Source organism: Bordetella genomosp. 11 (assembly GCF_002261215.1).
GTDB lineage: Bacteria > Pseudomonadota > Gammaproteobacteria > Burkholderiales > Burkholderiaceae_B > Bordetella_C.
The window spans coordinates 468,117-492,775 of sequence record NZ_NEVS01000004.1; the positions used below are offsets into that span (position 1 = coordinate 468,117).

Annotated in this window: 20 protein-coding genes; 9 read left to right on the plus strand and 11 right to left on the minus strand. The window is 67.0% G+C overall.

Annotation, left to right across the window (positions count from 1 at the left end):
- Position 1: 1 nt before the first annotated feature.
- The 5 genes from CAL28_RS09765 to CAL28_RS09785 all read right to left on the minus strand — a co-directional run bounded on the left by CAL28_RS09765 (position 2) and on the right by CAL28_RS09785 (position 5,178).
- Positions 2-757 carry a hypothetical protein gene (locus CAL28_RS09765; RefSeq protein ID WP_094841208.1) on the minus strand — a complete coding sequence of 252 codons (756 nt, stop codon included), beginning with the start codon at positions 755-757 and terminating at the stop codon, positions 2-4.
- A 19-nt stretch (positions 758-776) separates the two neighbouring features.
- Positions 777-1,487 (minus strand): M23 family metallopeptidase, encoded by a 711-nt coding sequence (locus CAL28_RS09770; protein WP_254926068.1) that lies wholly within the window; start codon positions 1,485-1,487, stop codon positions 777-779.
- 173 nt (positions 1,488-1,660) lie between these two features.
- The gene (locus CAL28_RS09775) at positions 1,661-3,121 is read right to left on the minus strand and encodes a DegQ family serine endoprotease (protein WP_094841209.1); all 1,461 of its coding nucleotides are present in this window, start codon (positions 3,119-3,121) and stop codon (positions 1,661-1,663) included.
- A gap of 69 nt (positions 3,122-3,190) precedes the next feature.
- Entirely contained in the window at positions 3,191-4,522 is a 1,332-nt protein-coding gene (locus tag CAL28_RS09780) for an ATP-binding protein (RefSeq protein WP_094841210.1), read from the minus strand.
- Positions 4,519-5,178, minus strand: a complete 660-nt coding sequence (locus CAL28_RS09785) for a response regulator (protein ID WP_094841211.1) — start codon at positions 5,176-5,178, stop codon at positions 4,519-4,521. Before CAL28_RS09785 ends, CAL28_RS09780 begins: the two co-directional genes overlap by 4 nt.
- A 176-nt stretch (positions 5,179-5,354) precedes the next feature.
- On the opposite strand from CAL28_RS09785, the gene otsB reads away from it, so the two are divergent.
- Positions 5,355-6,092, plus strand: a complete 738-nt coding sequence (gene otsB / locus CAL28_RS09790; protein WP_217906558.1) for a trehalose-phosphatase — start codon at positions 5,355-5,357, stop codon at positions 6,090-6,092.
- A gap of 32 nt (positions 6,093-6,124) precedes the next feature.
- Positions 6,125-7,528, plus strand: coding sequence for an alpha,alpha-trehalose-phosphate synthase (UDP-forming) (gene otsA / locus CAL28_RS09795; RefSeq protein ID WP_094841212.1), 1,404 nt, complete (start codon positions 6,125-6,127; stop codon positions 7,526-7,528).
- An 85-nt stretch (positions 7,529-7,613) separates the two neighbouring features.
- Here the strand turns inward: otsA and CAL28_RS09800 are convergent, their stop codons facing one another.
- The gene (locus CAL28_RS09800; protein WP_094841213.1) at positions 7,614-7,862 is read right to left on the minus strand and encodes a hypothetical protein; all 249 of its coding nucleotides are present in this window, start codon (positions 7,860-7,862) and stop codon (positions 7,614-7,616) included.
- Positions 7,863-8,079: 217 nt separating this feature from the next.
- Between CAL28_RS09800 and CAL28_RS09805 the strand changes: the two genes are divergently transcribed.
- Both CAL28_RS09805 and CAL28_RS09810 read left to right on the plus strand, forming a co-directional pair.
- Complete coding sequence (locus CAL28_RS09805; protein WP_094841214.1) at positions 8,080-10,053, plus strand: amylo-alpha-1,6-glucosidase; 1,974 nt, start codon at positions 8,080-8,082, stop codon at positions 10,051-10,053.
- Between the two features lie 31 nt (positions 10,054-10,084).
- A complete protein-coding gene (locus CAL28_RS09810; protein ID WP_094841215.1) occupies positions 10,085-12,844 on the plus strand; it encodes an MGH1-like glycoside hydrolase domain-containing protein in 2,760 nt (919 codons plus the stop codon).
- A gap of 34 nt (positions 12,845-12,878) precedes the next feature.
- Here the strand turns inward: CAL28_RS09810 and CAL28_RS09815 are convergent, their stop codons facing one another.
- Positions 12,879-13,517, minus strand: coding sequence for an LON peptidase substrate-binding domain-containing protein (locus tag CAL28_RS09815; protein ID WP_094841216.1), 639 nt, complete (start codon positions 13,515-13,517; stop codon positions 12,879-12,881).
- 237 nt (positions 13,518-13,754) lie between these two features.
- Between CAL28_RS09815 and CAL28_RS09820 the strand changes: the two genes are divergently transcribed.
- The gene (locus CAL28_RS09820) at positions 13,755-15,329 is read left to right on the plus strand and encodes a glycine betaine ABC transporter substrate-binding protein (RefSeq protein WP_440588430.1); all 1,575 of its coding nucleotides are present in this window, start codon (positions 13,755-13,757) and stop codon (positions 15,327-15,329) included.
- 143 nt (positions 15,330-15,472) lie between these two features.
- On the opposite strand, the gene CAL28_RS09825 is transcribed toward CAL28_RS09820, so the two are convergent.
- Positions 15,473-16,432 carry a Bug family tripartite tricarboxylate transporter substrate binding protein gene (locus CAL28_RS09825; RefSeq protein WP_094844531.1) on the minus strand — a complete coding sequence of 320 codons (960 nt, stop codon included), beginning with the start codon at positions 16,430-16,432 and terminating at the stop codon, positions 15,473-15,475.
- Between the two features lie 258 nt (positions 16,433-16,690).
- Between CAL28_RS09825 and CAL28_RS09830 the strand changes: the two genes are divergently transcribed.
- The 3 genes from CAL28_RS09830 to bglX all read left to right on the plus strand — a co-directional run bounded on the left by CAL28_RS09830 (position 16,691) and on the right by bglX (position 20,151).
- The gene (locus tag CAL28_RS09830; protein WP_094841217.1) at positions 16,691-17,275 is read left to right on the plus strand and encodes an NUDIX domain-containing protein; all 585 of its coding nucleotides are present in this window, start codon (positions 16,691-16,693) and stop codon (positions 17,273-17,275) included.
- A complete protein-coding gene (locus tag CAL28_RS09835) occupies positions 17,257-17,691 on the plus strand; it encodes a DUF1810 domain-containing protein (RefSeq protein WP_440588375.1) in 435 nt (144 codons plus the stop codon). Before CAL28_RS09830 ends, CAL28_RS09835 begins: the two co-directional genes overlap by 19 nt.
- Before the next feature lie 141 nt (positions 17,692-17,832).
- Positions 17,833-20,151, plus strand: a complete 2,319-nt coding sequence (gene bglX / locus CAL28_RS09840) for a beta-glucosidase BglX (RefSeq protein WP_094841218.1) — start codon at positions 17,833-17,835, stop codon at positions 20,149-20,151.
- Between the two features lie 34 nt (positions 20,152-20,185).
- Here the strand turns inward: bglX and folE are convergent, their stop codons facing one another.
- From folE to CAL28_RS09855, 3 genes are all read right to left on the minus strand, one after another.
- Complete coding sequence (gene folE, locus CAL28_RS09845) at positions 20,186-20,731, minus strand: GTP cyclohydrolase I FolE (protein WP_094841219.1); 546 nt, start codon at positions 20,729-20,731, stop codon at positions 20,186-20,188.
- Positions 20,732-20,837: 106 nt separating this feature from the next.
- Complete coding sequence (locus tag CAL28_RS09850) at positions 20,838-21,926, minus strand: hypothetical protein (protein WP_254926070.1); 1,089 nt, start codon at positions 21,924-21,926, stop codon at positions 20,838-20,840.
- A gap of 87 nt (positions 21,927-22,013) precedes the next feature.
- Positions 22,014-22,931, minus strand: a complete 918-nt coding sequence (locus tag CAL28_RS09855) for a LysR family transcriptional regulator (protein ID WP_094841220.1) — start codon at positions 22,929-22,931, stop codon at positions 22,014-22,016.
- A 124-nt stretch (positions 22,932-23,055) separates the two neighbouring features.
- On the opposite strand from CAL28_RS09855, the gene aceB reads away from it, so the two are divergent.
- Positions 23,056-24,639 carry a malate synthase A gene (gene aceB / locus CAL28_RS09860; RefSeq protein WP_094841221.1) on the plus strand — a complete coding sequence of 528 codons (1,584 nt, stop codon included), beginning with the start codon at positions 23,056-23,058 and terminating at the stop codon, positions 24,637-24,639.
- Positions 24,640-24,659: the final 20 nt, after the last annotated feature.

The window sequence follows — 24,659 nt, forward strand, 5'->3', positions numbered from 1 at the left end:
TTTATTCGTCCGGATCGCGTCGCCAGAAGAACCAGACCAGCGCGAACAGGCCCCCGACCCCCAGCAGCGCGACCGCGACCAGATACACCGGCCGGGCGCGCGTCGCCATTTCCTGGTAGACGCGGGTAGCGGCCGCGGTCGCGTCCGATGGCAGGGGCCGGGGATCCACGCCGTAGGCGAAGGCCAACAAGGCGCCCCCCAATAGCAGCAGGAACAAAGCGCTCCATCCCAGTTGCGGGATGCGCGGCCCGCGCACCCGCGCGGCGGCCTTGGCCCGTGGGGCGGCCGCCGTCCGCTCCTTGCGCGCCGTGGATTTGCCGTTCCGGCCGGCGGCGCGTTCCGTCTTGCGGTCCGCCTTGGCCGCGGCTTCCTGCTTGGCCACGGCGGGATCGCGGGGCGGGCGGATCATCCAGCCGCGCAGGCCGGCCAGACAGCCGAAGCCGGCCAGCGCGCCGAAGATCGCCGCCGGCGACAGCGTGTTGCCGCCGGCCAGCCAATGCGCCGTGCCGCCCACCAGGGCCGACGCCCCCAGGGCATCGTAAAGCCGATGGCCCAGCCAGACTATCGAGGCCAGGGCGCCCACGACGACCGCCGCGACGCAGGCCGCGCCCGCGATGTTGCCTTTGTCTTCTTCCTCGAACGCCACGACGGCGATGCCGACGAGGCGTATGCACAGCAAGGTGGCGGCAATGAGTACCGCCACCACGATCCAGGACAGGGAGAAACCGTAAAGAAAGCGAGCCAGAACCAGGGCCATGAAGAAACGCGTAAAGGGGTTAGCGCGCCGGTAGCGCGCGTGCCGGATCGACAGGCTTGCCGTTCTGGCGCAGTTCGAAGTAAAGCTCAACCTGTTTGCTGTCGCTATTGCCCATCTCGGCGATTTTCTGGCCTTGCGCCACCCGCTGCCCCTGCTTGACCAGCAGCGTCCGGTTGTGCGCGTAGATGGTAAGGAAACCGGAGGCGTGCCGGATGATGACCAGATTGCCGTAGCCGCGCAAGCCGTTGCTGGCATAGGCGACCGAGCCGGCCGCCGCGGCGATCACCGGCGTGCCGGCGGTATTGACGATGCGCAGGCCGTTGGAGGAGGACCCGTTGAATCGCTGCGCCACCGTGCCGGGCGCGGGCCACACCAGGGCGATGCCGCGCAGCGGCGACGTGTCGGCGGGCTTCGCGGCCGGGGTTTTTTCGCCGCCGGTCCTGCCATTGCCCGAGCCGGCGGATGGCGTGGCGGCCTTGGAGGACGATGCCGCCGCGGCACTGCTACCCGGCGGCACCACGCGCAGTACCTGGCCCACATCGATGCGGTTGGCGCTTTCCAGGCTATTCCAGCGCATCAGGTCGGCGACGCTTTGGCGATGTTCGCGCGCGATCTGCGTCAGGGTATCGCCCGATTTGACGCGATAGTAGCCAGGTCCCACGGGGGTGGAGGCGCATGCCGAGAGCAATACGGCGAAGGCGGCGGCGCAGGCGATACGCCGCGCACGCACGGCGTATCCGGTTCCGGCACGGCCGGGAAGAGACTTGGATGTATATGGCGATATGACTGGCACTGGCAAAACGCGTTTCGGGGTCTTCTTGCGCGGGGACGCCACGATGGCGTCCCCGCGAAGGGTACCAAGAAACGCCGCCCGGTGCGCGGCGGTGCCGGGAAAGCGGTCGCTTAGCCGATCTGGACCGGAACGAACAACTTGCCGTCGCCGCGCTGGACCAGCAGGGCGGCGGTCTTGCCCGCCTTGGCCACGGCATTGCGGACTTCGCCGACGCTGCGCGTCGGTATGCCGTTGACCGACAGGATGATGTCGCCGGCCTGGATACCGGCCTTGGCGGCGGCACCGTCCGCCTGTTCGACCAGCAGGCCTTGCGTGCCGGCCTGTTCCTGCTCGTCGGGCGTCAGCGGCCGCAGCGCCAGCCCCAGTTTGGCATGCTGGCCGCCCTGCGAGGCATCGGAGGCGACGGCATCCTGCTTGCCATAGGTGCCCAGGGTGGCCATCACCTGTTCGGGCTTGCCGTTGCGCCAGATGTCCAGCTTGACGCGCTGGCCGGGGTCCTGCAGCGTGATGACCGACGACAGATCGCCGGAAGAGACGATCGGACGGCCGTCGATGGCGCGGATGACGTCGCCGGACTTCAGGCCGGCCTTGTCGGCGGCGCTGCCTTTTTCCACGCTGGCGACCAGGGCGCCGGTCGGGCTGTCCAGCTTGAAGGAGTTCGCCAGCTCCTGGTTCACTTCCTGGACGGTCACGCCCAGCATGGCGTGGCGCACCTTGCCGTGGGCGACGATTTCATCCTTGATCTTGGTCGCCACGTCGATGGGGATCGCGAACGACAGGCCCTGGTAGCCGCCGGTGCGGGTGTAGATCTGCGAGTTGATGCCGACCACTTCGCCGCGCGCATTGAACAGCGGTCCGCCGGAGTTGCCGGGGTTGACAGCCACGTCGGTCTGGATGAAGGGCACGGAGGTGTCGTCGGGCAGCGAACGGCCCTTGGCGCTGACGATGCCCGCGGTCGCGGTGTTTTCCAGGCCATAGGGCGAACCGATGGCCAGCACCCAGTCGCCAACGTTCAGGTCCTGCACATTGCCCAGGCGTACCACGGGCAGGTTCGACGCATCGATCTTGATGACGGCCACGTCGGTCACCGGGTCGCTGCCCAGGACCTTGGCGCGGTATTCGCGGCGATCGGTCAGCTTGACGGTGACCTCGTCGGCGCCCTGGACCACGTGGGCATTGGTCAGGATCAGGCCGTCGTGGCTGACGATGAAGCCCGAGCCTTCACCGCGGATCGGCACTTCGCGGGTTCCGGGGGCCATCTGGCCGGGCATACCGGGAAAGCCGGGCATGCCGCCGAAGAATTGCGCGAAAGGATCCTGCTGCAGGGCCACTTTCTTGGTGCCCGACACACTGATGTTCACCACGGCGGGGCCGAACTCGCGGGTGATCTGCGCGAAATTCGGCACGGACATCGTGCTCGCCAGAGGCTGGGCCTGCTGGGTCACGGCGGGCGGCGCGGTCTCCGCGTGGGAGGCCGTGCCGAGGATGGCGGTGGCGGCGGTCGCGCCGATGACTCCGGCGGCAACCAGCGACATTGTCAGGCGGGTGGGCGAGAAAGATTTGATTTTCATGTGGGGTCCTTGAGCGCTAGTCCAGTGAGCACTGGTGTTTGAACACGGCGCTATGTTCGGACCCGAGACTTAGGCGAAACTTAAGGGAAAGCGCACCCGGACGCGCAGGCCGCCCAGCCGGGGCGCGTCCTCCAGGAAAATCGCCGCGTCGTGGCGGCGTGCCACGGCCTCGACGATGGACAGGCCCAGGCCGCTGCCCACCGCGTCATGGTTCTGCGCGCGATAGAAGCGGTCGAACACCCGTTCGCGCTCGGCGGGGGGAATGCCCGGCCCGCTGTCGTCGACGATCAAGGTCACGGCCTCGCCATAGGTTTCGATGCAGACGTCGATGCGTCCTTCGGCGGGCGTGTATTTGATGGCGTTGTCCAGCAGATTGCGGGCCAGCAGCGCCAGCGCATCGGGGTCCGCGCGCACCCACGCTTCGGGCACGCCCTCCATGCCGATGTCCATGGCCTTGGCATTGGCGTCCGGCAGGATGTCCGAAATGGCCTGGCGCATCAGTTGCACGAGTTCCACCCGCCGGGGCGGGACCTGCGTCGCGGCCGCGTCGTGCCGCGCCATGGACAGCAGCTGTTCGATCAGGCGCGATGCGCGCTCGATGCCGGCGGCCAGGCGGTCGACGGCGATGCGCCGCGCCGCCTCGTCGCCGGGCCGCTGCAAGGCCTGCAACTGCAGGCGCAGCGCCGCCAGGGGCGAGCGCAGCTCATGCGCCGCGTCGCCGACGAAGCGCTTCTGTGCCGCGAAGGCCTGGCGGGTGCGGTCCAGCAGCAGGTTGAGTTCATGGACGAGAGGGCGGATCTCGTCGGGCAGGCCGGTTTCGCCCACGGGCGACAGGGCTTCGGGCTGCCGCTTGGCCAGTTCGTCGCGGGTGCGCCGCACGGGGCGCAGGGACGCCCCGACCACCCACCAGACCACGATCATCAGCAAGGGCGCGGCCGCGGCGATCGGCCCCACGCTGCGCAGCGCCAGGGCGCGTGCGGTCTTCTGGCGCACGGCCATGTCCTGGGCCACCTGCGTGACCTGGAACGGTGTTGCCATCGCATAGACGCGGTAGGTCGCGGCACCCGCCTTCACCGTGGAAAAACCGAGCATCACGGGATCGGGCAGCAACTTGCCGGAGGCGGATTTGAACAGCCGCGCGCCGTCGGCGGTCCAGATCTGGATGATCAGGCTGTCCTCCGGGACCGAACCCGCCGGCCCGGACGGCGCGGCGCTGAGCAGGCCGTCGCCCGCGGTCAGCGATGTCGCGGTGCGTTGCAGCTGGGCGTCGAAAATCTCGTCGGTCTGCTGGAGGATATTGCGATAGGCCACGATGCCCTGCACCAGAGCGGCCACGAAAATGGCGGCGAACAGAAAAAATATCAGGCGTCCCCTGAGCGAGGAGCCAAGCGGAATCTTCATGTTTTGGGAATGACGTAGCCGACCCCGCGCACATTCTGGATGAAACGCTGGCCGAGTTTTTTGCGTAGCCCGTGAATATAGACCTCGACGGCGTTGCTGCTGATTTCTTCCTGCCAGCTGTAGAGTTTTTCCTCCAGCTGGGCGCGCGACAGGATCATGCCGGGACGCGCGATCAAGGGTTCGAGCACGGCCCATTCGCGCGCGGTCAGCGTGACCGGTTCGCCGTTGACGCGGGCGGAGCGGTCGTGCGGGTCGATGCTGACGCCGGCATGCTCGAAGACCGGCTCGGCACGGCCGGCGCTGCGCCGGATCAGCGCGCGCATGCGCGCCAGCAGTTCGTCCATGTCGTAAGGCTTGATGACGTAGTCGTCCGCGCCCGCATCCAGGCCCGCGATGCGATCGGCCACCGCGTCGCGGGCGGTCGCGATCAGGACCGGGGTACGGTTGCGCCGCGTTCGCAGGTCGCGCAAGAGCGATAGTCCGTTGCCGTCCGGCAGTCCCAGGTCGAGCAGGACCAGGTCGTAGGGACCGGTGCGCAGCGCCAGGTCGGCACCCTTGGCGTTTTTCTCCCAATCGACGGCGTAGTTCTCCGCGCGCAGCCCGTCGAAAACGCTTTCGCCGATCATCCTATCGTCTTCCACCAAAAGAATACGCATGCGTTTCTCCTTCAGCGGGGGTTGGAGCCTGACGCCCAACTTAAGTTCCGGCGATGACAGGAACCCGCATGGCGTCTGCTCTCCTTTTGTAACTTCCCGAAGCGGCTTCTGGTTACACCCCTGGGCTATAACGTAACGGTCATATCCCGCCTCGCGCGGGCAAGAGTGAAATCAACGTGCAAAGCATTTCCATACCGGTCTCGAAGGACAATGTCGGTCGACACGCCTTGCTGTTCGACCTTGACGGAACGCTGGCGCCCATCGCCGCGACGCCGCAGCAGGCGCACGTTCCGGCCGAGACCATCGACGTCCTGGAGCGCTTGGGGAAGGTCACCGGCGGTGCTGTGGCGATTGTATCGGGGCGGCCGCTCGCGCAGATTGACGCATTGGTCCACCCGCTGGTTTTGCCCGGTGCGGGCCTGCACGGCGCGCAGTGGCGCGAGCCCGACGGTACCTTGCACGAAATGCCGGTCGATACCGCGGCGGTGGCGCGCATGGTCGAAAGCCTCGCGCCCCTGGCGGAGCGCTGGCCCGGCACGCAGTTGGAACACAAAGGCCTGTCGCTGGCATTCCACTATCGCAACGCCCCCGATCTGGAGCAGGAGGTCCGCATCGCGGCCGATATGGCGATGCAGCCGCATGCCGATCGCTTCGTCCTGCAGCCGGGCAAGATGGTGGTGGAAATCAAGCCGCGGCACGCCAGCAAGGCCGCGGCCATCAGCCGGCTGATGGGAATGGCTCCCTTTGCCGGCCGCGTTCCCGTGTTCGCCGGCGACGACCTGACGGACGAAGCGGGGTTCCAGGCCGTCAAGGCCATCGGAGGGGTCACGATCAAGATAGGGGAAGGGGATAGCGTCGCCGACTGGCGCTTCCCCACGCCCGCCGCCTTGGCGGGCTGGCTCGCGCTGCTGTAAGTGCGCGCAAACACAGAAGATGGAGGTCGGCCATGAGCAGATTGATAGTAGTGTCGAACCGGGTCGCGCCCATCGCGGAAGGCAAGCCCACGGCCGGTGGGCTGGCGGTCGGCGTGTTCGACGCGCTGAAGCAGACCGGCGGCATCTGGTTCGGGTGGAACGGCGATATCGCCGACGCTTCGACGCCGCCGGACATGGTGCATAAGGACACGCGCGACAACATCACCTATGCCACCGTCGCCTTTTCGCGCGCCGATTACGACCTGTACTACCGTGGGTTTTCCAACGGCATGCTGTGGCCGGTCTTTCATTATCGACCCGACCTGAGCCGCTACGATCGCCGCGAGTATGCGGGCTACTGCCGCGTCAATCACTGGCTGGTGGAACGCCTGAAGCCGCTGATCGAACCCGACGATATCCTTTGGGTGCATGACTATCACCTGCTGCCCTTCGCACGAGCCTGCCGCCAGGCCGGCATCCAGAACCGCATCGGATTTTTTCTGCACATCCCGTTTCCGGTCGAGCCCGTCATGGCCACCGTCCCGCCGCATCGGGAGCTGATGGAGGCCATGTGCGCCTACGACCTCGTGGGCTTCCAGACCGACTCCGATCGCCGGGCCTTCGTCGATTATGTGTCGCGGCGCCTGGGCGGCACCCGGCGCGGGGATCGCTACATCGATATCGGCGGCCACCGCATCGGTGCCGGGGTGTATCCGATCGGCATCTATCCCGACGAAATCCAGGAGCTATCGCTCAAGCACAACCGCTCGCGCCAGATCACGAACCTCAAGCAGGGCCTGCAGCAGCGCCGGCTGATGGTCAGCGTGGACCGGCTCGATTACAGCAAGGGGCTGGTCGAGCGATTCACGGCATTCGAGCGACTGCTGGAAATGAAGCCGGCCCACCGCGGCCAGGTCACGTTCGTGCAAATCGCGCCGCCTTCGCGGTCGGACGTCGAACAATACCGCCAGATCCGGCGCCAGCTGGAGAGCGCCGCCGGCCGCATCAATGGACGCTGGTCGGACCTGGCGTGGACACCGCTGCGCTACATCAACAAGTCGTATGACCGCGCCATGCTGATGTCGCTGTTCCGCGCGTCCCAGGTCGGCTATGTGACGCCGCTGCGCGACGGCATGAACCTCGTGGCCAAGGAATACGTCGCCGCGCAATCGCCGGACGACCCGGGCGTGCTGGTGCTGTCCGAGTTCGCCGGCGCCGCGGAGGAACTGGGCGATGGCGCGCTGCTGGTCAATCCCTATGATCCAGATGGCATGGCGGAAACGCTGGACCGTGCCCTGACCATGCCCCTGCCCGAGCGCAAGGCGCGCCATCGCGACATGCTGGCGAGGTTGACCGAGAACAACCTGTCGCGTTGGCGCGACCGCTTCCTGGACGACCTGCAAAGCGAAACGGTGGCCCCGGAAGTGGTGGCCTAGCGTCGCGGCGCCGCCCGCCCGGCTGGGCGGATGGCGGGCGTCCGCGCCCGGCCTGGCGCGGAGCGCGGTTTCCCCATCGTATGTTTCAACGCCGATGCGCGGAAATCGTGTAGCGTTCCGAGCGGGCGCGAGCCATGGACTTGCGGACCTCGTCCACGGAATCCGCGAATTCGTCGATGAAATTGAACAGGCCTTCCATGGAATCCACGACGAAGGCGGCGGCCGGCATCGCCAGGCGGCGCTGGGCGAAGCGGGCGGTCGCGCGTGCACCGCGCTTGAGGGAAGCGGTGTCGGAAAGCGTGAGGGCGGAGGTGGAAAAACGGCGCGTACCCATGGTGCGACTCCTGTCGAAGGTAGGAAACTAGGCTCGGTGCAATCATGATAAACACCTATTTTGATGCGTCGCAACAAGCATTTAGGCATGTGCCGCTCCGGGCGGGAAATAAGCGCCAACATGCCTTTCCGTGGTGCGCATGCCCCGGGAAATCCTCCGGAATGGTGCATTGCAATGTGGCCTGGCCGCAACGGCCGTGGCACTGAGGGAGTCCACCATGGACGACAACGCGGAGTGGCTGGAGGCGGATGGGCGCGGCGGCTATGCCAGCGGGACCGCCAACGGCTTGCGTACCCGCCGCTATCACGCCTTGCTGCTGTGCGCCACCGTTCCCCCGACTGGCCGGAAGGTCCTGGTCAATGGCATCGAGGCCTGGGTCGAGGGCATCGACGGCCGCGAAGCCCTGACGCGGCAGCGTTATGCGCCCGACGTGGTCGTCCCCGACGCATCCGCGGCCGCGGTACTGGTGTCGTTCGATCTGCATCCCTGGCCCACGTGGCGGCTGCGGCTGCGGGACGGCCGCGTGGTGCGGATGTCGTGTTTCGTCGATAAGGCAAGCGCGCGCACGGTGCTGCGGTGGGACCGGGAGGGCGCTGGCGGTCCATTGACCCTGAAGGTCCGGCCCCTGTTGTCGGGGCGCGATTACCACGCCCTGCATCATGAAAACCCCGCTTTCGATTTCTCCGCGATCGTGGAAGGCGGATGCGTGCGCTGGCAACCCTATGGCGACGTGCCGGCGGTCGTGGCGCATACGAACGGCCGCTACGCCCACGAACCCGACTGGTATCGGAATTTTGTTTATGTCCGGGAGCGCGAACGCGGCTTGGACGATACCGAGGACCTGGCCACGCCGGGCCTGTTTTCCTTCGACCTGGACGACGGCCCCGCCGTCATGATCCTGGCGGCCGGACAGGGACGCGGCGCCGCCGCCGCCGCCGCTGCCGATGCGGATGCGGATGCCGCCGATGCCGGGGCACTCGCCGGGCGCCTGGCCGCGCGGGAGGCCGCGCGGCGCGCCGCCTTTCCGGACCGGCTGCGGCGAGCCGCCGACGCCTATGTCGTGTCGCGCGCGCGGGGCCTGACGCTGGTGGCCGGCTATCCCTGGTTTACCGATTGGGGCCGCGATACCTTCATCGCCATGCGCGGGCTGCTGCTGGCGACGGGCCGGCTGGACGAGGCCTGCGCGATCCTGCTGGAATGGACCGGCTACATCTCCCAGGGGATGCTGCCGAACCGCTTCCCCGACGACGGCGGCGAACCGGCCTACAACTCGGTCGATGCTTCGCTGTGGTTCATCGTCGCCGCGCATGACTATCTGGCCACCGGGCATGCCGGCGACGCCGCGCGGACGCGCCTGCGCGCCGCCATCGATGCCATCGTCGCCGGCTATGCCGCGGGCACCCGGCATGGCATTGCCGCGGACGGGGACGGCTTGCTGCGCGCGGGATGCGAGGGGATGCAATTGACCTGGATGGACGCCAAGGTGGGCGACTGGGTGGTCACGCCGCGCATCGGCAAGCCGGTGGAAGTGCAGGCGCTATGGATCAACGCGCTGCGCATCGCCGGTGCCTGGAACGCCGCCAGCCGCGATCTGGAGCGGCGCGCCACTGCCGCATTCCTGCGGCGTTTTCCCAAGCCGGACGGCAGCGGCCTGTACGACGTCGTCGATGCGGGACACGAAGCCGGCGCCGTGGATGGCAGCATCCGCCCGAACCAGATATTCGCCGTGGGCGGCCTGCCTCACGCGGTCGTCGACGGATCGCTGGCGAGCGCCGTGGTGGCGCAGGTCGAGCGCGAACTGCTGACGCCATTGGGCCTGCGTACGCTCTCGCCCGGCGATCCGCGCTATATCGGCCGCTACCAGGGCGGGCCCATGCAGCGGGATGCCGCCTACCACCAGGGCACCGCCTGGCCCTGGCTGATGGGCCCCTTCCTGCAGGCCTGGCTGCGCGTGCGCGCGCGGACCGGAATGCTGGATCGGGCCGCCGTGGACGATATGCGCGCCCGCCGGCTGGCACCGCTGTATCGCCATCTGGACGAAGGCGGGCTGGATCATGTATCGGAAATCGTCGACGGCGATGCGCCACACCGCTGCGCGGGCGCGCCATTCCAGGCATGGTCCCTGGGCGAATTGCTGCGCATGGAAGCCATGCTGCGGGACGCCGTGCCGGGGGCCGCGCCGACGGAGTAAAGTCAACATTCACCTGTTCCAAGGATGTGCCATGTCGCCGCCGCGCGCCGCCCCTATATTCCAGACCGCAGAAGGCCGGCGTCTGGCCGAGGCCGAGTCCATTCCCTGGCGGCGCTGGGGGCCGTACCTGAGCGAGCGGCAATGGGGCACGGTGCGCGAGGACTACAGCGAGTTCGGCACGGCCTGGGATTATTTTCCCCACGATCACGCGCGCAGCCGGGCCTACCGCTGGGGCGAGGACGGCATCGCCGGCTACGGGGACGACCGCCTGCGCTGGTGCCTGTGCGTGGCCCTGTGGAACGGCCACGATCCCATCCTCAAGGAGCGCCTGTTCGGCCTGACCAACGCCGAGGGCAACCACGGGGAGGATGTCAAAGAGCTGTATTTCTACCAGGACTCCACTCCCACCCATTCCTACATGCGCATGATGTACCGGTATCCCATGGCGGCCTTTCCCTATGCCGACCTGGTGGCGGAAAACGCGCGCCGCGGCGTGGACCAGCCTGAATACGAGCTTCTGGATACCGGTGTGCTGGACGACCAGCGCTATTTCGATGTGACGGTGGAATACGCCAAGCGCACGCCCGACGACATGGTCATGCGCGTCACCATCGAGAATCGCAGCGCCGAACACGCCACGCTGCACGTGATGCCCCAATTGTGGGCGCGCAACACGTGGTCGTGGGACGGCGTCTCGCCCAAGCCTTCGCTGCAGCGCGTCGCCGATAGCGCCGGGTCCGCGGTCCTGGCACGCCATCCGGCCCACGAACCCATGATCGCGACGGTCTCCGCGCCGGGTCCGGTGCAATGGCTGTTTTGCGAGAACGAAACCAATGTCCGCCGCCTGTTCGGCAGCGAAGGACCGGGTCCCTTCAAGGACGGCATCAATGATTACGTCGTGCACGGCATCGGGGATGCGGTGCGGCGCGACTCGGGCACCAAGGTCGCCGCGCATCGCATTGCGCGGTTGCCCCCCGGCGGGCGGACGTCCATGGTCCTTCGCCTGCAGCCGCAGGCGCGGCGCGACGAATCGCCGCTGGATGCCGATGCGTTGATCGCGCAACGGCGTGCGGAGGCCGATGAGTTCTACGCTTGCCTGCAGCAGGGCATAGACGATGCGGACGCACGCCTGGTGCAGCGCCAGGCGCTGGCCGGACTGTTGTGGTCCAAGCAGTACTACGAGTTCGACGTCACCCGCTGGCTGGACGGCGACCCGGCGCAGCCGCCTCCGCCCGCGCGCCGGCGCCGCGGTCGCAACGCCGAGTGGCGGCACCTGTGCAATGGCGAGGTGGTCTCCATGCCGGACAAATGGGAATATCCCTGGTATGCCTCCTGGGACCTGGCGTTCCAGGCGACGGGACTGGCGCTGGTCGACCCGGTCTTCGCCAAGACGCAGCTCCTGCTGCTGGTGAAGGACCGCTACCAGCATCCCAACGGGCAACTGCCCGCCTATGAGTGGGCCTTCGGCGACGGCAATCCGCCGGTGCACGCGTGGGCGACCTGGCGCGTATATGAGATCGACCGCACATGGAGCGGCGAACCGGACCACGCCTTCCTGGAGCTGGTGTTCCACAAGCTGCTGCTGAACTTCGGCTGGTGGGTGAACCGCCGCGATGCCGATGGGCACAACATCTTCCAGGGCGGTTTCCTGGGCCTGGACAATATCGGCATTTTCGACCGCTCGGCGCCGCTGCCCACCGGTGGCCACATCGACCAGGCCGATGGCACCGCGTGGATGGCGGCCTATGCGCTGGACATGATGCGCATCGCTTTGGAATTGGCCACCGTCAACAAAAGCTATGTCGATATCGGCGTCAAGTTCTTCGAGCATTTCCTGTATATCGCCGAAGCCGTGAACAGCGGCGACGAATGCGAAACCGGCCTGTGGGACGAAGAGGACGAGTTTTTCTACGATGCGCTGCATCTGCCCGGCCAGGACAGCATGCCGATGCGGGTACGCTCGATCGTCGGGCTGATACCGCTGTTCGCGGTGCAGGTGCTGGAAGAGGGCGTCCATGGACGCGTGCCGGGATTCAAGGAACGGCTGCGCTGGTTCCTGCGCCATCGGCCCGATCTGGCCAAGCTGGTTTCGCGCTGGACCGAGCCAGGCAAAGGCAATTCCGCGCTGCTCTCGCTGTTGCGCGGACACCGCGTGAAGGCGCTGTTGCGGCGCGCGCTGGACGAAAGCGAGTTCCTGTCCGACTACGGGGTCCGCGCCCTGTCGCGGTATCACCGCGATGCGCCGTACGAATTCCATCACAACGGCGAAAGCTTCTGCATCCGCTATCTTCCCGGTGAATCGGATTCGCGGATATTCGGCGGCAACTCGAATTGGCGCGGGCCGGTCTGGCTGCCCGTCAACTACCTGCTGATCGAATCGCTGTACGAATTCCAGCGCTACTACGGCGACGATTTCCGAGTGGAATATCCCACCGGTTCGGGGCGCCGGTATTCGCTGCGCGAGATCGCCGACCGGCTGGCCCAGCGCGTTACCCGCCTGTTCCTGAAGAACGCCGACGGCGAACGGCCGTCCATGATGGGGTATCCGCTGCTGCAGGCGGACCCGGCCTCGCGCGACCTGGTGCTGTTCCATGAGTTCTTCCACGGCGACACCGGACGGGGCCTGGGCGCGTCGCACCAGACCGGCTGGACCGCGCTGGTCGCATTGCTCTTGCAGCCGCGCGCGGCTGCCGACAGCGGCATCGTGCCGGTAGTGGAGCCGGAGGACGAAGACGCCGAGGCGGAAGCCGTCGCCGCGGTCGCGCGCGCGCGGGAGCAGGCGGTGAAGTAAAAAGCCCGCGTTGCGCCCGACCCGGCCATCCTGCCTAGCTGTCCGCGTCGTCCGGCGGGGCGGACAACAGCCCCCGGTCTTCCAGCATGGCGTGTATATGCGCCAGGCGCAATTCCGGATCGTCGGTCAGCAGCAGCTCCTGCTTGACGGTGGCCGACAAGGGCAGGAGCTCGCTCCAGCGGTTCGCGACCCAGCCGCATTCGTCCAGGCGAAAAGGGGGCGTGATGGGCATCAGGGCCGCCGGCGTGCCCCGGCGTTGCAGATCGGCGATCAGGGCGCCCAATGCATTGGCGGACGGTTGCAGTTCCGACGGGATTTCGCGCGGCGCGTCGTCCTCCAGCATCTCGATTTCCCCCGTCCAGAGGCCGAAGCGGCCTTCGTGGGCGGACAGCAGTCGGAAGCGGCTGGTGCCCATGCAGACGACCTGCAGCAGGCCCGGCATGGGGGCGGCGGATTCCACGACGCGGGCCAGGGTACCGGCGCTGGCCAGGACTTCCTTGCCCTCCGGGGTGCGGACCTCCCGGCCCTGCAGCAGGGGAACGACGCCGAAGGAAGATCCGTCGGCGATGCACTTGCCGATCATATCCAGGTAGCGGACCTCGAATATCCGCAAATGCATGGCCCCGTCGGGAAACAGGGCGTTGCCCAGGGGAAATAGGGGAATCGTCGCCATGCGGGCATGATGGCACAATTGGCGGCTGCCCGTTAACCCTCGATGACCGACTCTCGCACGCCGACCATACGGATGACTCCGACTCCATTGCTATCGATGGCATGCATGCCACGCCGGTTGCCGCAAATGCCGGATGCCGATCGTGCCCCGGGGGGCCACGCCCCGACGGGGGCGCCCAGGGGCGGCGGCCGTGTCGACGCAAAAGGCTTGCTGAAGCGGGCCTGGGCGGTCCTGCTGATGGCGCTTTGGATGCTGGCGCAAGGCGGCACGGCGGCGGCGCAGTCCGCCAACGTCCCTGCCCAGGCGGGGACATCCTCAGCGCAGGCGCCGGCGTCCGGGCCTTCCGCGCAGGCACTGCGTATCGGTTCCAAGCGCTTCACCGAGTCGTACATCCTTGCGCAACTGCTGGCGCAGCAGGTGGCGCGGCGCACCGGCCAGATGCCCGCGGTGTCGCAGGGCCTGGGCAATACCGCCATCGTGTACCAGGCCTTGCAGAGCGGCGGCATCGATCTTTACCCGGAGTATGCGGGCACCATCTCGCTGGAAATCCTTAAAAGCGCCCAGCCTTTGTCGCTGGACGAGATGCGGCCCAGGCTCGCGGCCCTCGGGCTGGGCGTCGATATCCCGTTCGGCTTCAACGACGGCTATGCCCTGGCGATGCGGGCCGCCGATGCCGACCGGCTTGGCATACGCACCCTGAGCGACCTGGCGCGCCATCCCGAGCTGCGCCTGGGCCTGTCCAGCGAATTCATCGGCCGCGCCGACGGCTGGCAGGGCCTGGCGCGGCGCTACGGGCTGACGCAGAAGCCGACCGGCCTGGACCACGGATTGGCATACGACGCCATCCAGAAGAAGCAGACCGATGTCATCGATATCTACACCACGGATGCGAAGATCGACGCGCTGGGGTTGCGCGTCCTGGACGACGACCTGAAGTACTTTCCTCGCTACGACGCCGTGGTGCTGTACCGGCTGGATGTCCCGCGCCGCTTTCCCGCCGCCTGGGCGGCGATGCGCGAACTCGCCGGCACGATCGACGAGCACGCCATGATCGCAATGAACGCGCGCGCGGAACTGGACGGCGTGCCCTTCGACGTGATCGCGCGCGATCGCCTGGCCTCCGCCGGCGCGGTCCCCGGCACGACCGCGGACGCCGGGCAGCGCTATGGATTCTGGCGCAAGCTGGCGGGGCCGGACCTGGGCCGGCTGGCCTGGCAGCACTTGCTGCTGGTATCGGTCGCGGTGGCGATCGCGGTGCTGGTGGCCGTACCGGCCGGGGTTTTCGTGCACGGCCGCCGCCGGCTGCGTGCCGTGGTGCTGGGCATGACGGGTCTCTTGCAGACCATCCCCTCACTGGCCATGCTGGCGATCCTGATTACCGTGACCGGCCGCATCGGCGCCGTCCCGGCCCTGGTCGCCTTGACGCTGTATGCCCTGCTGCCCGTCATGCGCAATACGGTCGCCGGCCTGGACGAGGTTTCATCGGGCATGCGCATGGCGGCCACCGCGCTGGGCATGACGGCGCGCCAGCGCATCCTGTTGATCGAATTGCCGCTGGCGCGCCCGACCATCGTGGCCGGCGTGCGCACCGCCACGTCGATTTCCATCGGCACCGCGACCATCGCCGCCTTCATCGGCGCGGGCGGCTTCGGCGAGCGCATCGTTACGGGTTTGGCGCTTAACGATGGCCAATTGCTGTTGGCGGGCGCCTTGCCCGCCGCCGCCATGGCGCTGGCCAGCGAGTTGCTGTTCGAAGTGGCGGATTGGCGGCTGCGACGGCACCGCGGCAAGAACGGGGACTTCGCGCGCTAGCCAAGGCCGCCGCGAGCGTCTGTGCGCCGCTCCGGCGGGGCAGGGGCCCAGGACACGCGGGCCGGCGCCGGACGGGCTGCCTGGCCAAGGCCGCATCGGCTGCGTGGCACCATCCGCTGGGCGCCAGCCCGCGAAGGACGCGCTTACTCCGCCTTGGCGCCCATCTGCTTGACCAGGGCACTCCACTTGGCGTTCTCTTTGCGGGTGAACGAGCCAAAGGCTTCGGCGCTGCCGCCCACGGGGTCGGCGCCTTCCGCCGTCATTTTTTCCTTCAGGCTCGGCAGCGCGGCATTCACGGCCCGGTTCAGGGTCTCGATGGCCGCCGGCGGAGTTCCCTTGGGCGCGAACATGCCGAACCATGAACCCGCTTCGAAGCCGGGGAAGCCGCTTTCGGCGATGGTGGGCACATCGGGCATCGAGGCGGAGCGGCGGATGCTGCTGACGGCGATCGCCCGCAGCTTGCCGGCCTTGATCTGCCCGATGACGGACGGAATGGTGGCGAACATGAACTGCACGCGCCCGCTGAGCAGATCGTTGAGCGCATCGGCACCCTTGTAGGGAATATGCGTGGCCTGCACGCCGACCTTCTGCATGAGCATATAGCTGGCCAGGTGCGACGATGTGCCGATGCCGGTGGAGCTGTAGTTCAGCTTGCCCGAATGCTGTTTGGCATAGGCGATGAATTCGGCGACGTTGTGCACGGGCGCCTCGGGCGGCACCACCAGCACGTTGGGTACATCGGCGAACTGCACGACCGGCACCAGGTCGGTCAAGGGATCGTAGTCCAGCTTGTTCAGGCTGGAATTGACGGCAATGGGTCCCACCGACGCGGCCAGCAGCGTGTAGCCGTCCGGCGCCGCGCGCGCCACGTATTCGCTGCCGATATTGCCGCCGGCGCCCGGGCGGTTCTCGATGATGAAGGACTGCTTGAGCGACTCGCTGATCTTGTTGCCGATGGCGCGGGTCAGGATATCGGTCGTGCCGCCCGCGGTGAACGCGACGACGATCTTGACCGGCTTGTCGGGATACTCGGCGCGCGCCGCCGCCGGCACGATACTGGCGGCGATCGCGATGGCCGTGGCGGCACGGACGAAGGTATTCATGGGCATTGTGCTCCTCCTTATGCGTTTTATGGGGCTGCCCGGCGTGGTCGGGCAGCCCTTGAATCTTCTCACAGCCCTGTCCGTCCATGCATGGCGGCGGTCACGGCCGTCATGCGGCTGTCATGCGGCGGGGATGGGCGCGCAAGCCGCGGGCTTCGGCCCGTCGTGGAAAGGCGATATGGGCGGCGGGACATGCCGTTGCAACTGCTAAAGTGGGATATCTTTCCTTGCCGTGGACCGCCTCCGGATATGAATGACATGGACATGAACAACGACGCCCACCTCATCGAAAAACCCCTGAAACAGGAAACGCTATTCGAAGGCGGCTTCCTGCGCGCGCGCCGCGATACCGTGCAGTTGCCCAACGGGCATAGCACCACCCGCGAATACATCGTGCACCCCGGCGCGGTGGTGGTGGTGCCGATGCTGGACGACGGGCGCGTATTGATGGTGCGCCAGTATCGCTATCCGATCGGCCGCGTGATGATCGAGTTTCCCGCGGGCAAGCTCGATGCCGGCGAAGACCCGCTGTCCTGCGGCCAGCGCGAATTGCTGGAGGAAACCGGCTATCGCGGCGGCGCCTGGGCGGCGGCGGGCGCCATGCATGTGGCCATTGCTTATTCAACCGAAATCATCCACATTTTCTTCGCGCGCGGCCTGCAGCCGGGCCCGGCGCAGACGGACGTCGACGAATTCATCGATGTCCATCCGATGACGGTCGAGGAACTCTTTGCCGCCTGCCGCAATGGCGACATCACGGATTCCAAGACCCTGGCGTGCGCGTTGTGGCTGCAGAACGTGCGCAACGGTGCGTGGGAGCTGACATGGAAACCGGCGGACTGAGCGATCCCTACGATCTGCGGCGCTTCGTGGCGGCGCAGGATCCCGTCTTCGAAACGGTCTGCGCCGAACTGGCGGACGGACGCAAGCGCAGCCATTGGATGTGGTTCGTGTTTCCGCAGGTGCAAGGCCTGGGCCGTAGCGAAATGGCGCGCCGCTATGCCATTTCGTCCCTGGACGAGGCCAGGGCGTATGTCAGGCACCCTATCCTCGGGCCACGCCTGAAGCATGTTTGCGCGCTCGCGGCGCGCGCGCCCGCGGCGTCGGCGGCGGAAATCTTCGGGCCCATCGATGCGGTTAAGTTCCGTTCATGCCTGACGCTGTTCACCTGGGCGGCTCCGGAAGAGACGATTTTCCGCGCCTGCCTGGACCGTTTTTTCGATGGGCAGGCCGACCCGCTGACGCTGTCGCACCTGTAGCGGCGGCAGGCCCGCCGCCGTCTTTCGCGGTCTTTCGCCCGCGATGTGGCAAACTTGGTCCCCCGCCGTCCCGCACGGGGCCGGCGTTGCGCGCCAGGCCCTCAGGGTATTCCAAATCAAGACCACAGAGACGCATAACGCATGAACAAGCTACGTTTGACGCTTTCCTTGCTGATCGCGCTGGCCGCCGTTCCGGCATTCGCTCAAACGAGCCATACTCCAGGCAACCCGCCTTCCATGATGCGCGAACATGCGGCGCGCGAGGCGTATATCGACGACCTGATGCGGCGGATGACGGTGGATGAAAAAATCGGGCAGTTGCGCCTGGTCAGCCTGCCCGCCGGCGCGAATCCGGACAGGGCCGGGTTCATGGCCGATATTCGCGAGGGCAAGGTGGGGGCGGTATTCAACACCGTCACGCCCAAGGACATCCGCGTGCTGCAGCAAGCCGCATTGCAAAGCCGGCTGAAGATCCCGTTGTTCTTTGCCTATGACGTCATCCATGGGCAACGTACCATTTTTCCCATCGGCCTGGGCCTGGCCTCGACCTGGAACCTGGACGCGATACGGCAAACGGGCCGCGTGTCGGCCCTCGAGGCCAGCGCCGACGGGCTGGACCTGACCTGGTCGCCGATGGTCGACATTTCGCGCGATCCGCGCTGGGGCCGCAATTCCGAAGGCTTCGGCGAGGACACCTACCTGACGTCGCAGATCGGCGCCGAACTGGTCAAGGCGTACCAGGGCGACGATCCCGCCGCACCGGGCAGCATCATGGCGGTGGTCAAGCACTTCGCCGCGTACGGCGCGGTGGAGGGCGGGCGCGACTACAACACCGTGGACATGAGCCCACTGCGGTTGTTCCAGGACTACCTGCCGCCGTACAAGGCGGCGCTGGATGCCGGCGCGGCCGGGGTGATGATTGCCCTGAATTCGCTGAACGGCGTGCCGGCCACCGGCGACAAATGGCTGCTGCAGGACGTGCTGCGCAAGCAGTGGGGCTTCAAGGGCATCACCATCAGCGATCATGGCGCGATTTTGGAGATGATCAAGCACGGCGTGGCCGCCGACGGCCGCGATGCCGCGCGGCTGGCCATTACCGCCGGCGCCGACATGAGCATGAGCGACACGATCTACGGCGAGAACCTGAAGCCGCTGCTGGACAGCGGCCGCATCGGCATGGCCGACCTGGACCGCGCGACGCGCGACGTGCTGCGCGTCAAATACGACCTGGGCCTGTTCCGCGACCCGTATCGGCATATCGGCCCGCCGCAGAACGACCCGCCTGACGTCAACGCGGAAAGCCGCCTGCATCGCGGCGCGGCGCGCGAGGTGGCACGCGAAAGCCTCGTGCTGCTGAAGAACCAGGGCGGTGTGCTGCCGCTGCGCAAGCAGGGCACGATCGCCGTGGTCGGCCCGCTGGCCAAGAGCCAGCGCGACATGATGGGCAACTGGTCGGCGGCCGGCCGGACCGAGCAGACCGTGTCCGTGTACCAGGGCCTGGCCAATGCGGTGGGCGAGCGGGCCAGGCTGCTGTATGCCAAGGGCGCCAATGTCATCGACGACCCCGAGATCGTCAAGTACCTGAACCTGTACGAGCAGGATGTGGACGTGGACCCGCGGCCGCCCGCCCAGCTCATCGATGAGGCCGTCGCCGCGGCGCGCCAGGCCGATGTGGTACTGGCGGTTGTCGGCGAGTCCCAGGGCATGGCGCACGAGGCGTCCAGCCGCAGCGACATCGTGATTCCCGACAGCCAGGTCAGGCTGCTCAAGGCCTTGAAGGCGACGGGCAAGCCGCTGGTGATCGTCCTGATGAACGGCCGCCCGCTGGCCCTGACCTGGGAAAACGACAATGCCGACGCCATCCTGGAAACCTGGTTCGCCGGCACCGAGGGGGGCAACGCCATCGCCGACGTGCTGTTCGGCGACTACAACCCGTCGGGCAAGCTGCCCATGACGTTTCCGCGATCGGTGGGCCAGATCCCGATCTACTACAACCACCTGAATACGGGACGGCCCTTCGATCCCTTGCATCCGGACAAGTACACCTCGCGCTATTTCGACGCGACCAACGGGCCCTTGTACCCCTTCGGCTACGGGCTCAGCTATACCACTTTCCGGCTTTCCGACGTGGCCCTGTCCGACCCGTCGATGCCGCGCGGCGGCACGGTGCAGGCCAGCGTGACCATTACCAATACGGGCAACCGCGACGGCGCGACGGTGGTGCAGTTGTACATCCAGGACCCGGTGGCCTCCATCAGCCGGCCGGTCAAGGAGCTGAAGCATTTCCAGAAGGTCATGCTGAAGGCCGGCGAGTCGCGCAAGGTGACCTTCGTCCTGGACGAGGACGATCTGGCCTTCTACAACGCGCAACTGCACTACGGCGCGGAGCCGGGGCTGTTCAACGTCTACGTGGGCCTGGATTCGCAGGACGTGAAGCAGGCCAGCTTCACGCTGAAATAGACGCGCCCTGCGCCGCGGCGCGGCGCCGGCCGCGTCAGCGGATCAGGTTCATGAATTCCGCCCGCGTGGCGGCGTTGCCATGGAATTCGCCCAGCATGACGGACGTCACCATGGACGAGTTCTGCTTTTCCACCCCGCGCATCATCATGCACATGTGCTGGGCCTCGATGACCACGGCCACGCCCGCCGCGCCGGTGACCTGCTGGACGGCTTCGGCGATCTGGCGGCTGAGGTTTTCCTGGATCTGCAGGCGGCGGGCGAACATATCGACGATGCGGGCGACCTTGGACAGGCCCAGCACTTTGCCGTCGGGCAGGTAGGCCACGTGCGCCTTGCCGATGAAAGGCAGCATGTGGTGCTCGCACAGCGAATACAGCTCGATGTTCTTGACCAGGACGATTTCCTTGGTGTCCGAGGTGAAGAGCGCGCCGTTCACGATCTCGTCCAGGTTCTGGGCGTAGCCGCGGCACAGATACTGCATGGCCCTGGCGGCCCGCGCCGGCGTGTCGCGCAGGCCTTCTCGGGTGGGATCCTCGCCCAGTTGTTGCAGGATGGCGGTGTAGTGTTCTTCGAGCGACATGATGGTGGCTTGCGTGAGCGTGCTTGCGTGGGCGGATAGTCGAACCGATACGATACCAGCCGCGGTCGGACCCGGGATATCGTCCGGGTATCGTCGGGCGGCCGGACTAGGGCCCCTTGATGCCGGCGGGAGCCACGCAGGACGCGGCGCCCGGCGTGGTTTTGGCGTCGGGGCCCAGCAGCGCGCGCGCGCCGCATTCGGAACCGAACATGCCGCGCTGGTCGTGTCCGACACCGACGACCTCCCAGGCCTGGTGGATGTTGTGCTTCAACGCGGGCAGCCAGGCTTCGTAGCGCAGGTAGGCGCGTCCGCGCGACAGGCGGGTCGCGCCCTGGGCCTCGGCGCCGCAGCGTTTGTCCAGCCAGCGGTGTTCGGGATTGGTATCGGCGCCGCCCAGCAGATAGCTGACCGCGCGGCTGGCATAACGCGAGGCCAGCCGCAGGCGATCCTGCGCGCGGATGCCGTGCGGCAGGTGATCCAGGCCGTAGCGGAAATCGTTGAAGTCCGGACATAGTCCGCGGTTATAGGGGCCGAAGCCGCCATCGCCGCGCGGCCGGTCGGTCGTGAAGTACAGGTAGGAGGAGGGATTGGCAACGATGTAGCGCACGTCGATGCCGCGCTTGCGGACGGTTTCATCGATGTCGTTCAGGACGGCGTAGCGCTGCACCATCTGCGCGCCGGCAGAGTGGCCCGCCAGCACGATGTCGGTCAAGGCGGGCAGCGTTCCGCGATTCGCCAGCCATTCCAGCAGGTCGTCCAGGACATCGAAGGACGAGATCGGCGCCGGCCGGCCTGCCGCCTTGACGCTCTCGCCGTCGCCGATCCAGCGGTCGCGGTGCCATGCCGGCATGCGCTCGAAGCCGCGGTCTATGGTGCCCGCGAACTTCGGAGCGATCACCAGTGTGTTCTCCAGGGCAGGCGGATCCATCCACAGCAGGCCGGCCGCGGTCTCGTAATAGTGGCCGGCGTCGCGCTTGACGCCGTGAACGATGACGACGACGTGCTCGATATGAGCCAGGTTATCCGCCGTCAGCGTGCGGCTGGCGTAGACGGGAAAGGGATAGCGATGTGCCCGCGGGCCGAGTTCCAGCGTCTGCCATGGCGGCGTGCCGACGAACGGCGGTCCGGTGTCGTCCTGGGCCCTCGCCGAGACGGCGGCGCACAGCGCCAGCAAAAGGCAAAAAACCAAGCGCATGAAAGATCCGGGCGGAAGCGGCCAGGGCCGCGGGATGGCATGCGCGGCATTGTAGGCCCGTCCACGTGGCAAGCCGCTGAATGCGCGTCAGCCGGACGCGGGCGCGCCCCAATAGCCCGGATCGGCGTAGGCCTGGCGCAACAGGTCGACGAAGGCGCGCACCCGCGCGGGCAGGTGCTTGCGTTCGGGCAGCATGGCATAGATGCCGTTGGGCGGCGCGCAGTAGTCGTCCAGCACAGTCCTGAGCCGGCCGCTGGCCAGATCCTGCTGCACCTCCCACATCGAGCGCCAGGCCAGGCCGCAGCCCGCGAGCGTCCATTGATGGAGCACGCTGCCATCGCTGCATTCCAGCCGGCCGGCGACGCGATAAGGCGTCACCTGTCCGTTTACGCGGAACAGCCAGCCGCGCGACTGGTTTCCCTGGCTGCCGAAGGACAGGCAATGGTGGCTGGCCAGGTCCGCGGGCGTGCGCGGTGTGCCATGCCGGGCCAGGTAGGAGGGGGCCGCGACGACGACGCGCCGGTTGTCGGCCAGCCGGATGGCCACCATGTCCGAGTCGTCCAGGTCGCCGATGCGCACGGCGCAGTCGTAGCGCTCGTCGACCAGGTCGACCAGGCGATCGCTCAGGTCCAGCGTAACGCTGACGTCGGGATAGTGTTCGGCGTATCCGGGCAGCAGGGGGGCGACGTGGCGCCGGCCGAATCCCGCCGGGGCGGTGATGCGCAGCAGCCCGGTGGGGCGCGCGCTGCCCTGGGCGACCAGGCTTTCGGAATCGTTCAGGTCGCGCAGGATGCGCTGGGCGTCCTCCAGCAGGGTGCCGCCTTCCGCGGTCAGCGATAGGCGGCGGGTGGACCGCACCAGCAGTTTCACGCCCAGGCGGGCCTCCAGCGCGTCGATGCGGCGGCCGATCATGGCGGGCGCCACGCCTTCGGCGCGGGCGGCGGCCGACAGGCTGCCCAGGGCGGCGACGGCGACGAAGGTCTGCAATTGCTTGAAGCGGTCCATGGCATACCGGGCCAAACCGGCCACTTGTGCATAAATATAAAAGATGAATCTACTTTTATATGCTTTTTAATTCAATATGCCCTTCGTACACTGGCAAACATCAGATTCTTTCGCGGAGACTGCAATGAGCTTGAACCTGCCCGCGGGCGTCGCCATCGGCGCCCCCATCGAACCCGGCTTCGAAACCGTGCTGACGCATGACGCGCTGGCCCTGGTCGCCGACCTGCACCGCACCTTCGAGACCCGCAGGCAGGAACTGCTGGCCGCCCGTGCGGCCCGCGTCAAGCGCCTGGATGCCGGCGAGAAGCCCGATTTCCTGGCGGAAACCCGCCATATCCGCGAGGGCGACTGGACCATCGCCCCCATTCCCGAAGACCTGAAATGCCGCCGTGTCGAAATCACCGGCCCGGTCGAGCGCAAGATGGTGATCAATGCCTTGAATTCCGGCGCCGACAGCTACATGACGGACTTCGAGGATTCCAATACGCCGAACTGGCATAACCAGATATCCGGCCAGATCAACCTGATGGACGCCGTGCGGCGCACGATACGCCTGGAGCAAGGCGGCAAAACCTACCAGTTGAACGACAAGACGGCGGTCCTGCTGGTGCGCCCGCGCGGCTGGCACCTGGACGAGAAGCACGTCACGGTCGACGGCAAGCGGGTATCCGGCGGCATTTTCGACTTCGCCCTGTATTTCTTCCATAACGCCAAGGAACTGCTGGCGCGCGGCAGCGGCCCGTACTTCTACCTGCCGAAGATGGAAAGCCATCTGGAAGCGCGTTTGTGGAACGACATCTTCGTCCATACCCAGAAGGCCCTGGGCGTTCCGCAGGGCACGATCAAGGCGACGGTCCTGGTGGAAACCATCCTGGCTGCCTTCGAAATGGACGAAATCCTGTACGAACTGCGCGAGCATAGCGCCGGACTGAACGCCGGCCGCTGGGACTATATCTTCAGCTGCATCAAGAAATTCAAGGTGGAACGCGATTTCTGCCTGGCCGACCGCGCCAAGGTCACGATGACCGCGCCGTTCATGCGTGCCTACGCGCTGCTGTTGCTGAAGACCTGCCATCGCCGCAACGCGCCGGCCATCGGCGGCATGAGCGCCTTGATCCCGATCAAGAGCGATCCGGTCAAGAACGAGCAGGCCATGGCCGGCATCCGCGCGGACAAGACGCGCGACGCGACGGACGGCTACGACGGCGGCTGGGTGGCGCATCCCGGCCTGGTGTCGGTCGCGATGGAGGAGTTCGTCAAGGTGTTGGGCGACGCGCCGAACCAGATCGCCAAGCAGCGGCCGGACGTCAATGTGAAGGCGGCCGATCTGCTGGACTTCCAGCCCGAGGCGCCGATCACCGAAACCGGCCTGCGGATGAACATCAATGTGGGCATCCATTACCTGGGCTCCTGGCTGGACGGCAACGGCTGCGTGCCCATCCATAACCTGATGGAGGATGCCGCCACGGCGGAAATCTCGCGTTCGCAGGTATGGCAGTGGATCCGTTCGCCCAAGGGCGTGCTGGATGACGGCACCAAGGTCACCGCCGAGCTGGTGCGCAAGCTCATTCCGCAGGAGCTGGCCAAGGTGCACGAGGTGGCCGGCCCCAGCCAGGCCTATGACCGCGCGGCGCGCATCTTCGAGCAGATGAGCACCCAGGACGAGTTCGCCGAATTCCTGACCCTGCCGCTGTACGAAGAAGTCTGACGGGACCGCGCCGGAGCGCC

What these genes read in the sequence shown, in the direction of transcription:
- CAL28_RS09765 (WP_094841208.1), bottom strand. Translation starts at nt 757, where the DNA reads ATGGCCCTGGTTCTGGCTCGCTTTCTTTACGGTTTCTCCCTGTCCTGG.
- CAL28_RS09775 (WP_094841209.1), bottom strand. Translation starts at nt 3,121, where the DNA reads ATGAAAATCAAATCTTTCTCGCCCACCCGCCTGACAATGTCGCTGGTT.
- CAL28_RS09780 (WP_094841210.1), bottom strand. Translation starts at nt 4,522, where the DNA reads ATGAAGATTCCGCTTGGCTCCTCGCTCAGGGGACGCCTGATATTTTTT.
- CAL28_RS09785 (WP_094841211.1), bottom strand. Translation starts at nt 5,178, where the DNA reads ATGCGTATTCTTTTGGTGGAAGACGATAGGATGATCGGCGAAAGCGTT.
- otsA (WP_094841212.1), top strand. Translation starts at nt 6,125, where the DNA reads ATGAGCAGATTGATAGTAGTGTCGAACCGGGTCGCGCCCATCGCGGAA.
- CAL28_RS09800 (WP_094841213.1), bottom strand. Translation starts at nt 7,862, where the DNA reads ATGGGTACGCGCCGTTTTTCCACCTCCGCCCTCACGCTTTCCGACACC.
- CAL28_RS09805 (WP_094841214.1), top strand. Translation starts at nt 8,080, where the DNA reads ATGGACGACAACGCGGAGTGGCTGGAGGCGGATGGGCGCGGCGGCTAT.
- CAL28_RS09810 (WP_094841215.1), top strand. Translation starts at nt 10,085, where the DNA reads ATGTCGCCGCCGCGCGCCGCCCCTATATTCCAGACCGCAGAAGGCCGG.
- CAL28_RS09815 (WP_094841216.1), bottom strand. Translation starts at nt 13,517, where the DNA reads ATGGCGACGATTCCCCTATTTCCCCTGGGCAACGCCCTGTTTCCCGAC.
- CAL28_RS09820 (WP_440588430.1), top strand. Translation starts at nt 13,755, where the DNA reads ATGGCGCTTTGGATGCTGGCGCAAGGCGGCACGGCGGCGGCGCAGTCC.
- CAL28_RS09825 (WP_094844531.1), bottom strand. Translation starts at nt 16,432, where the DNA reads ATGAATACCTTCGTCCGTGCCGCCACGGCCATCGCGATCGCCGCCAGT.
- CAL28_RS09830 (WP_094841217.1), top strand. Translation starts at nt 16,691, where the DNA reads ATGGACATGAACAACGACGCCCACCTCATCGAAAAACCCCTGAAACAG.
- CAL28_RS09835 (WP_440588375.1), top strand. Translation starts at nt 17,257, where the DNA reads ATGGAAACCGGCGGACTGAGCGATCCCTACGATCTGCGGCGCTTCGTG.
- bglX (WP_094841218.1), top strand. Translation starts at nt 17,833, where the DNA reads ATGAACAAGCTACGTTTGACGCTTTCCTTGCTGATCGCGCTGGCCGCC.
- folE (WP_094841219.1), bottom strand. Translation starts at nt 20,731, where the DNA reads ATGTCGCTCGAAGAACACTACACCGCCATCCTGCAACAACTGGGCGAG.
- CAL28_RS09850 (WP_254926070.1), bottom strand. Translation starts at nt 21,926, where the DNA reads ATGCGCTTGGTTTTTTGCCTTTTGCTGGCGCTGTGCGCCGCCGTCTCG.
- CAL28_RS09855 (WP_094841220.1), bottom strand. Translation starts at nt 22,931, where the DNA reads ATGGACCGCTTCAAGCAATTGCAGACCTTCGTCGCCGTCGCCGCCCTG.
- aceB (WP_094841221.1), top strand. Translation starts at nt 23,056, where the DNA reads ATGAGCTTGAACCTGCCCGCGGGCGTCGCCATCGGCGCCCCCATCGAA.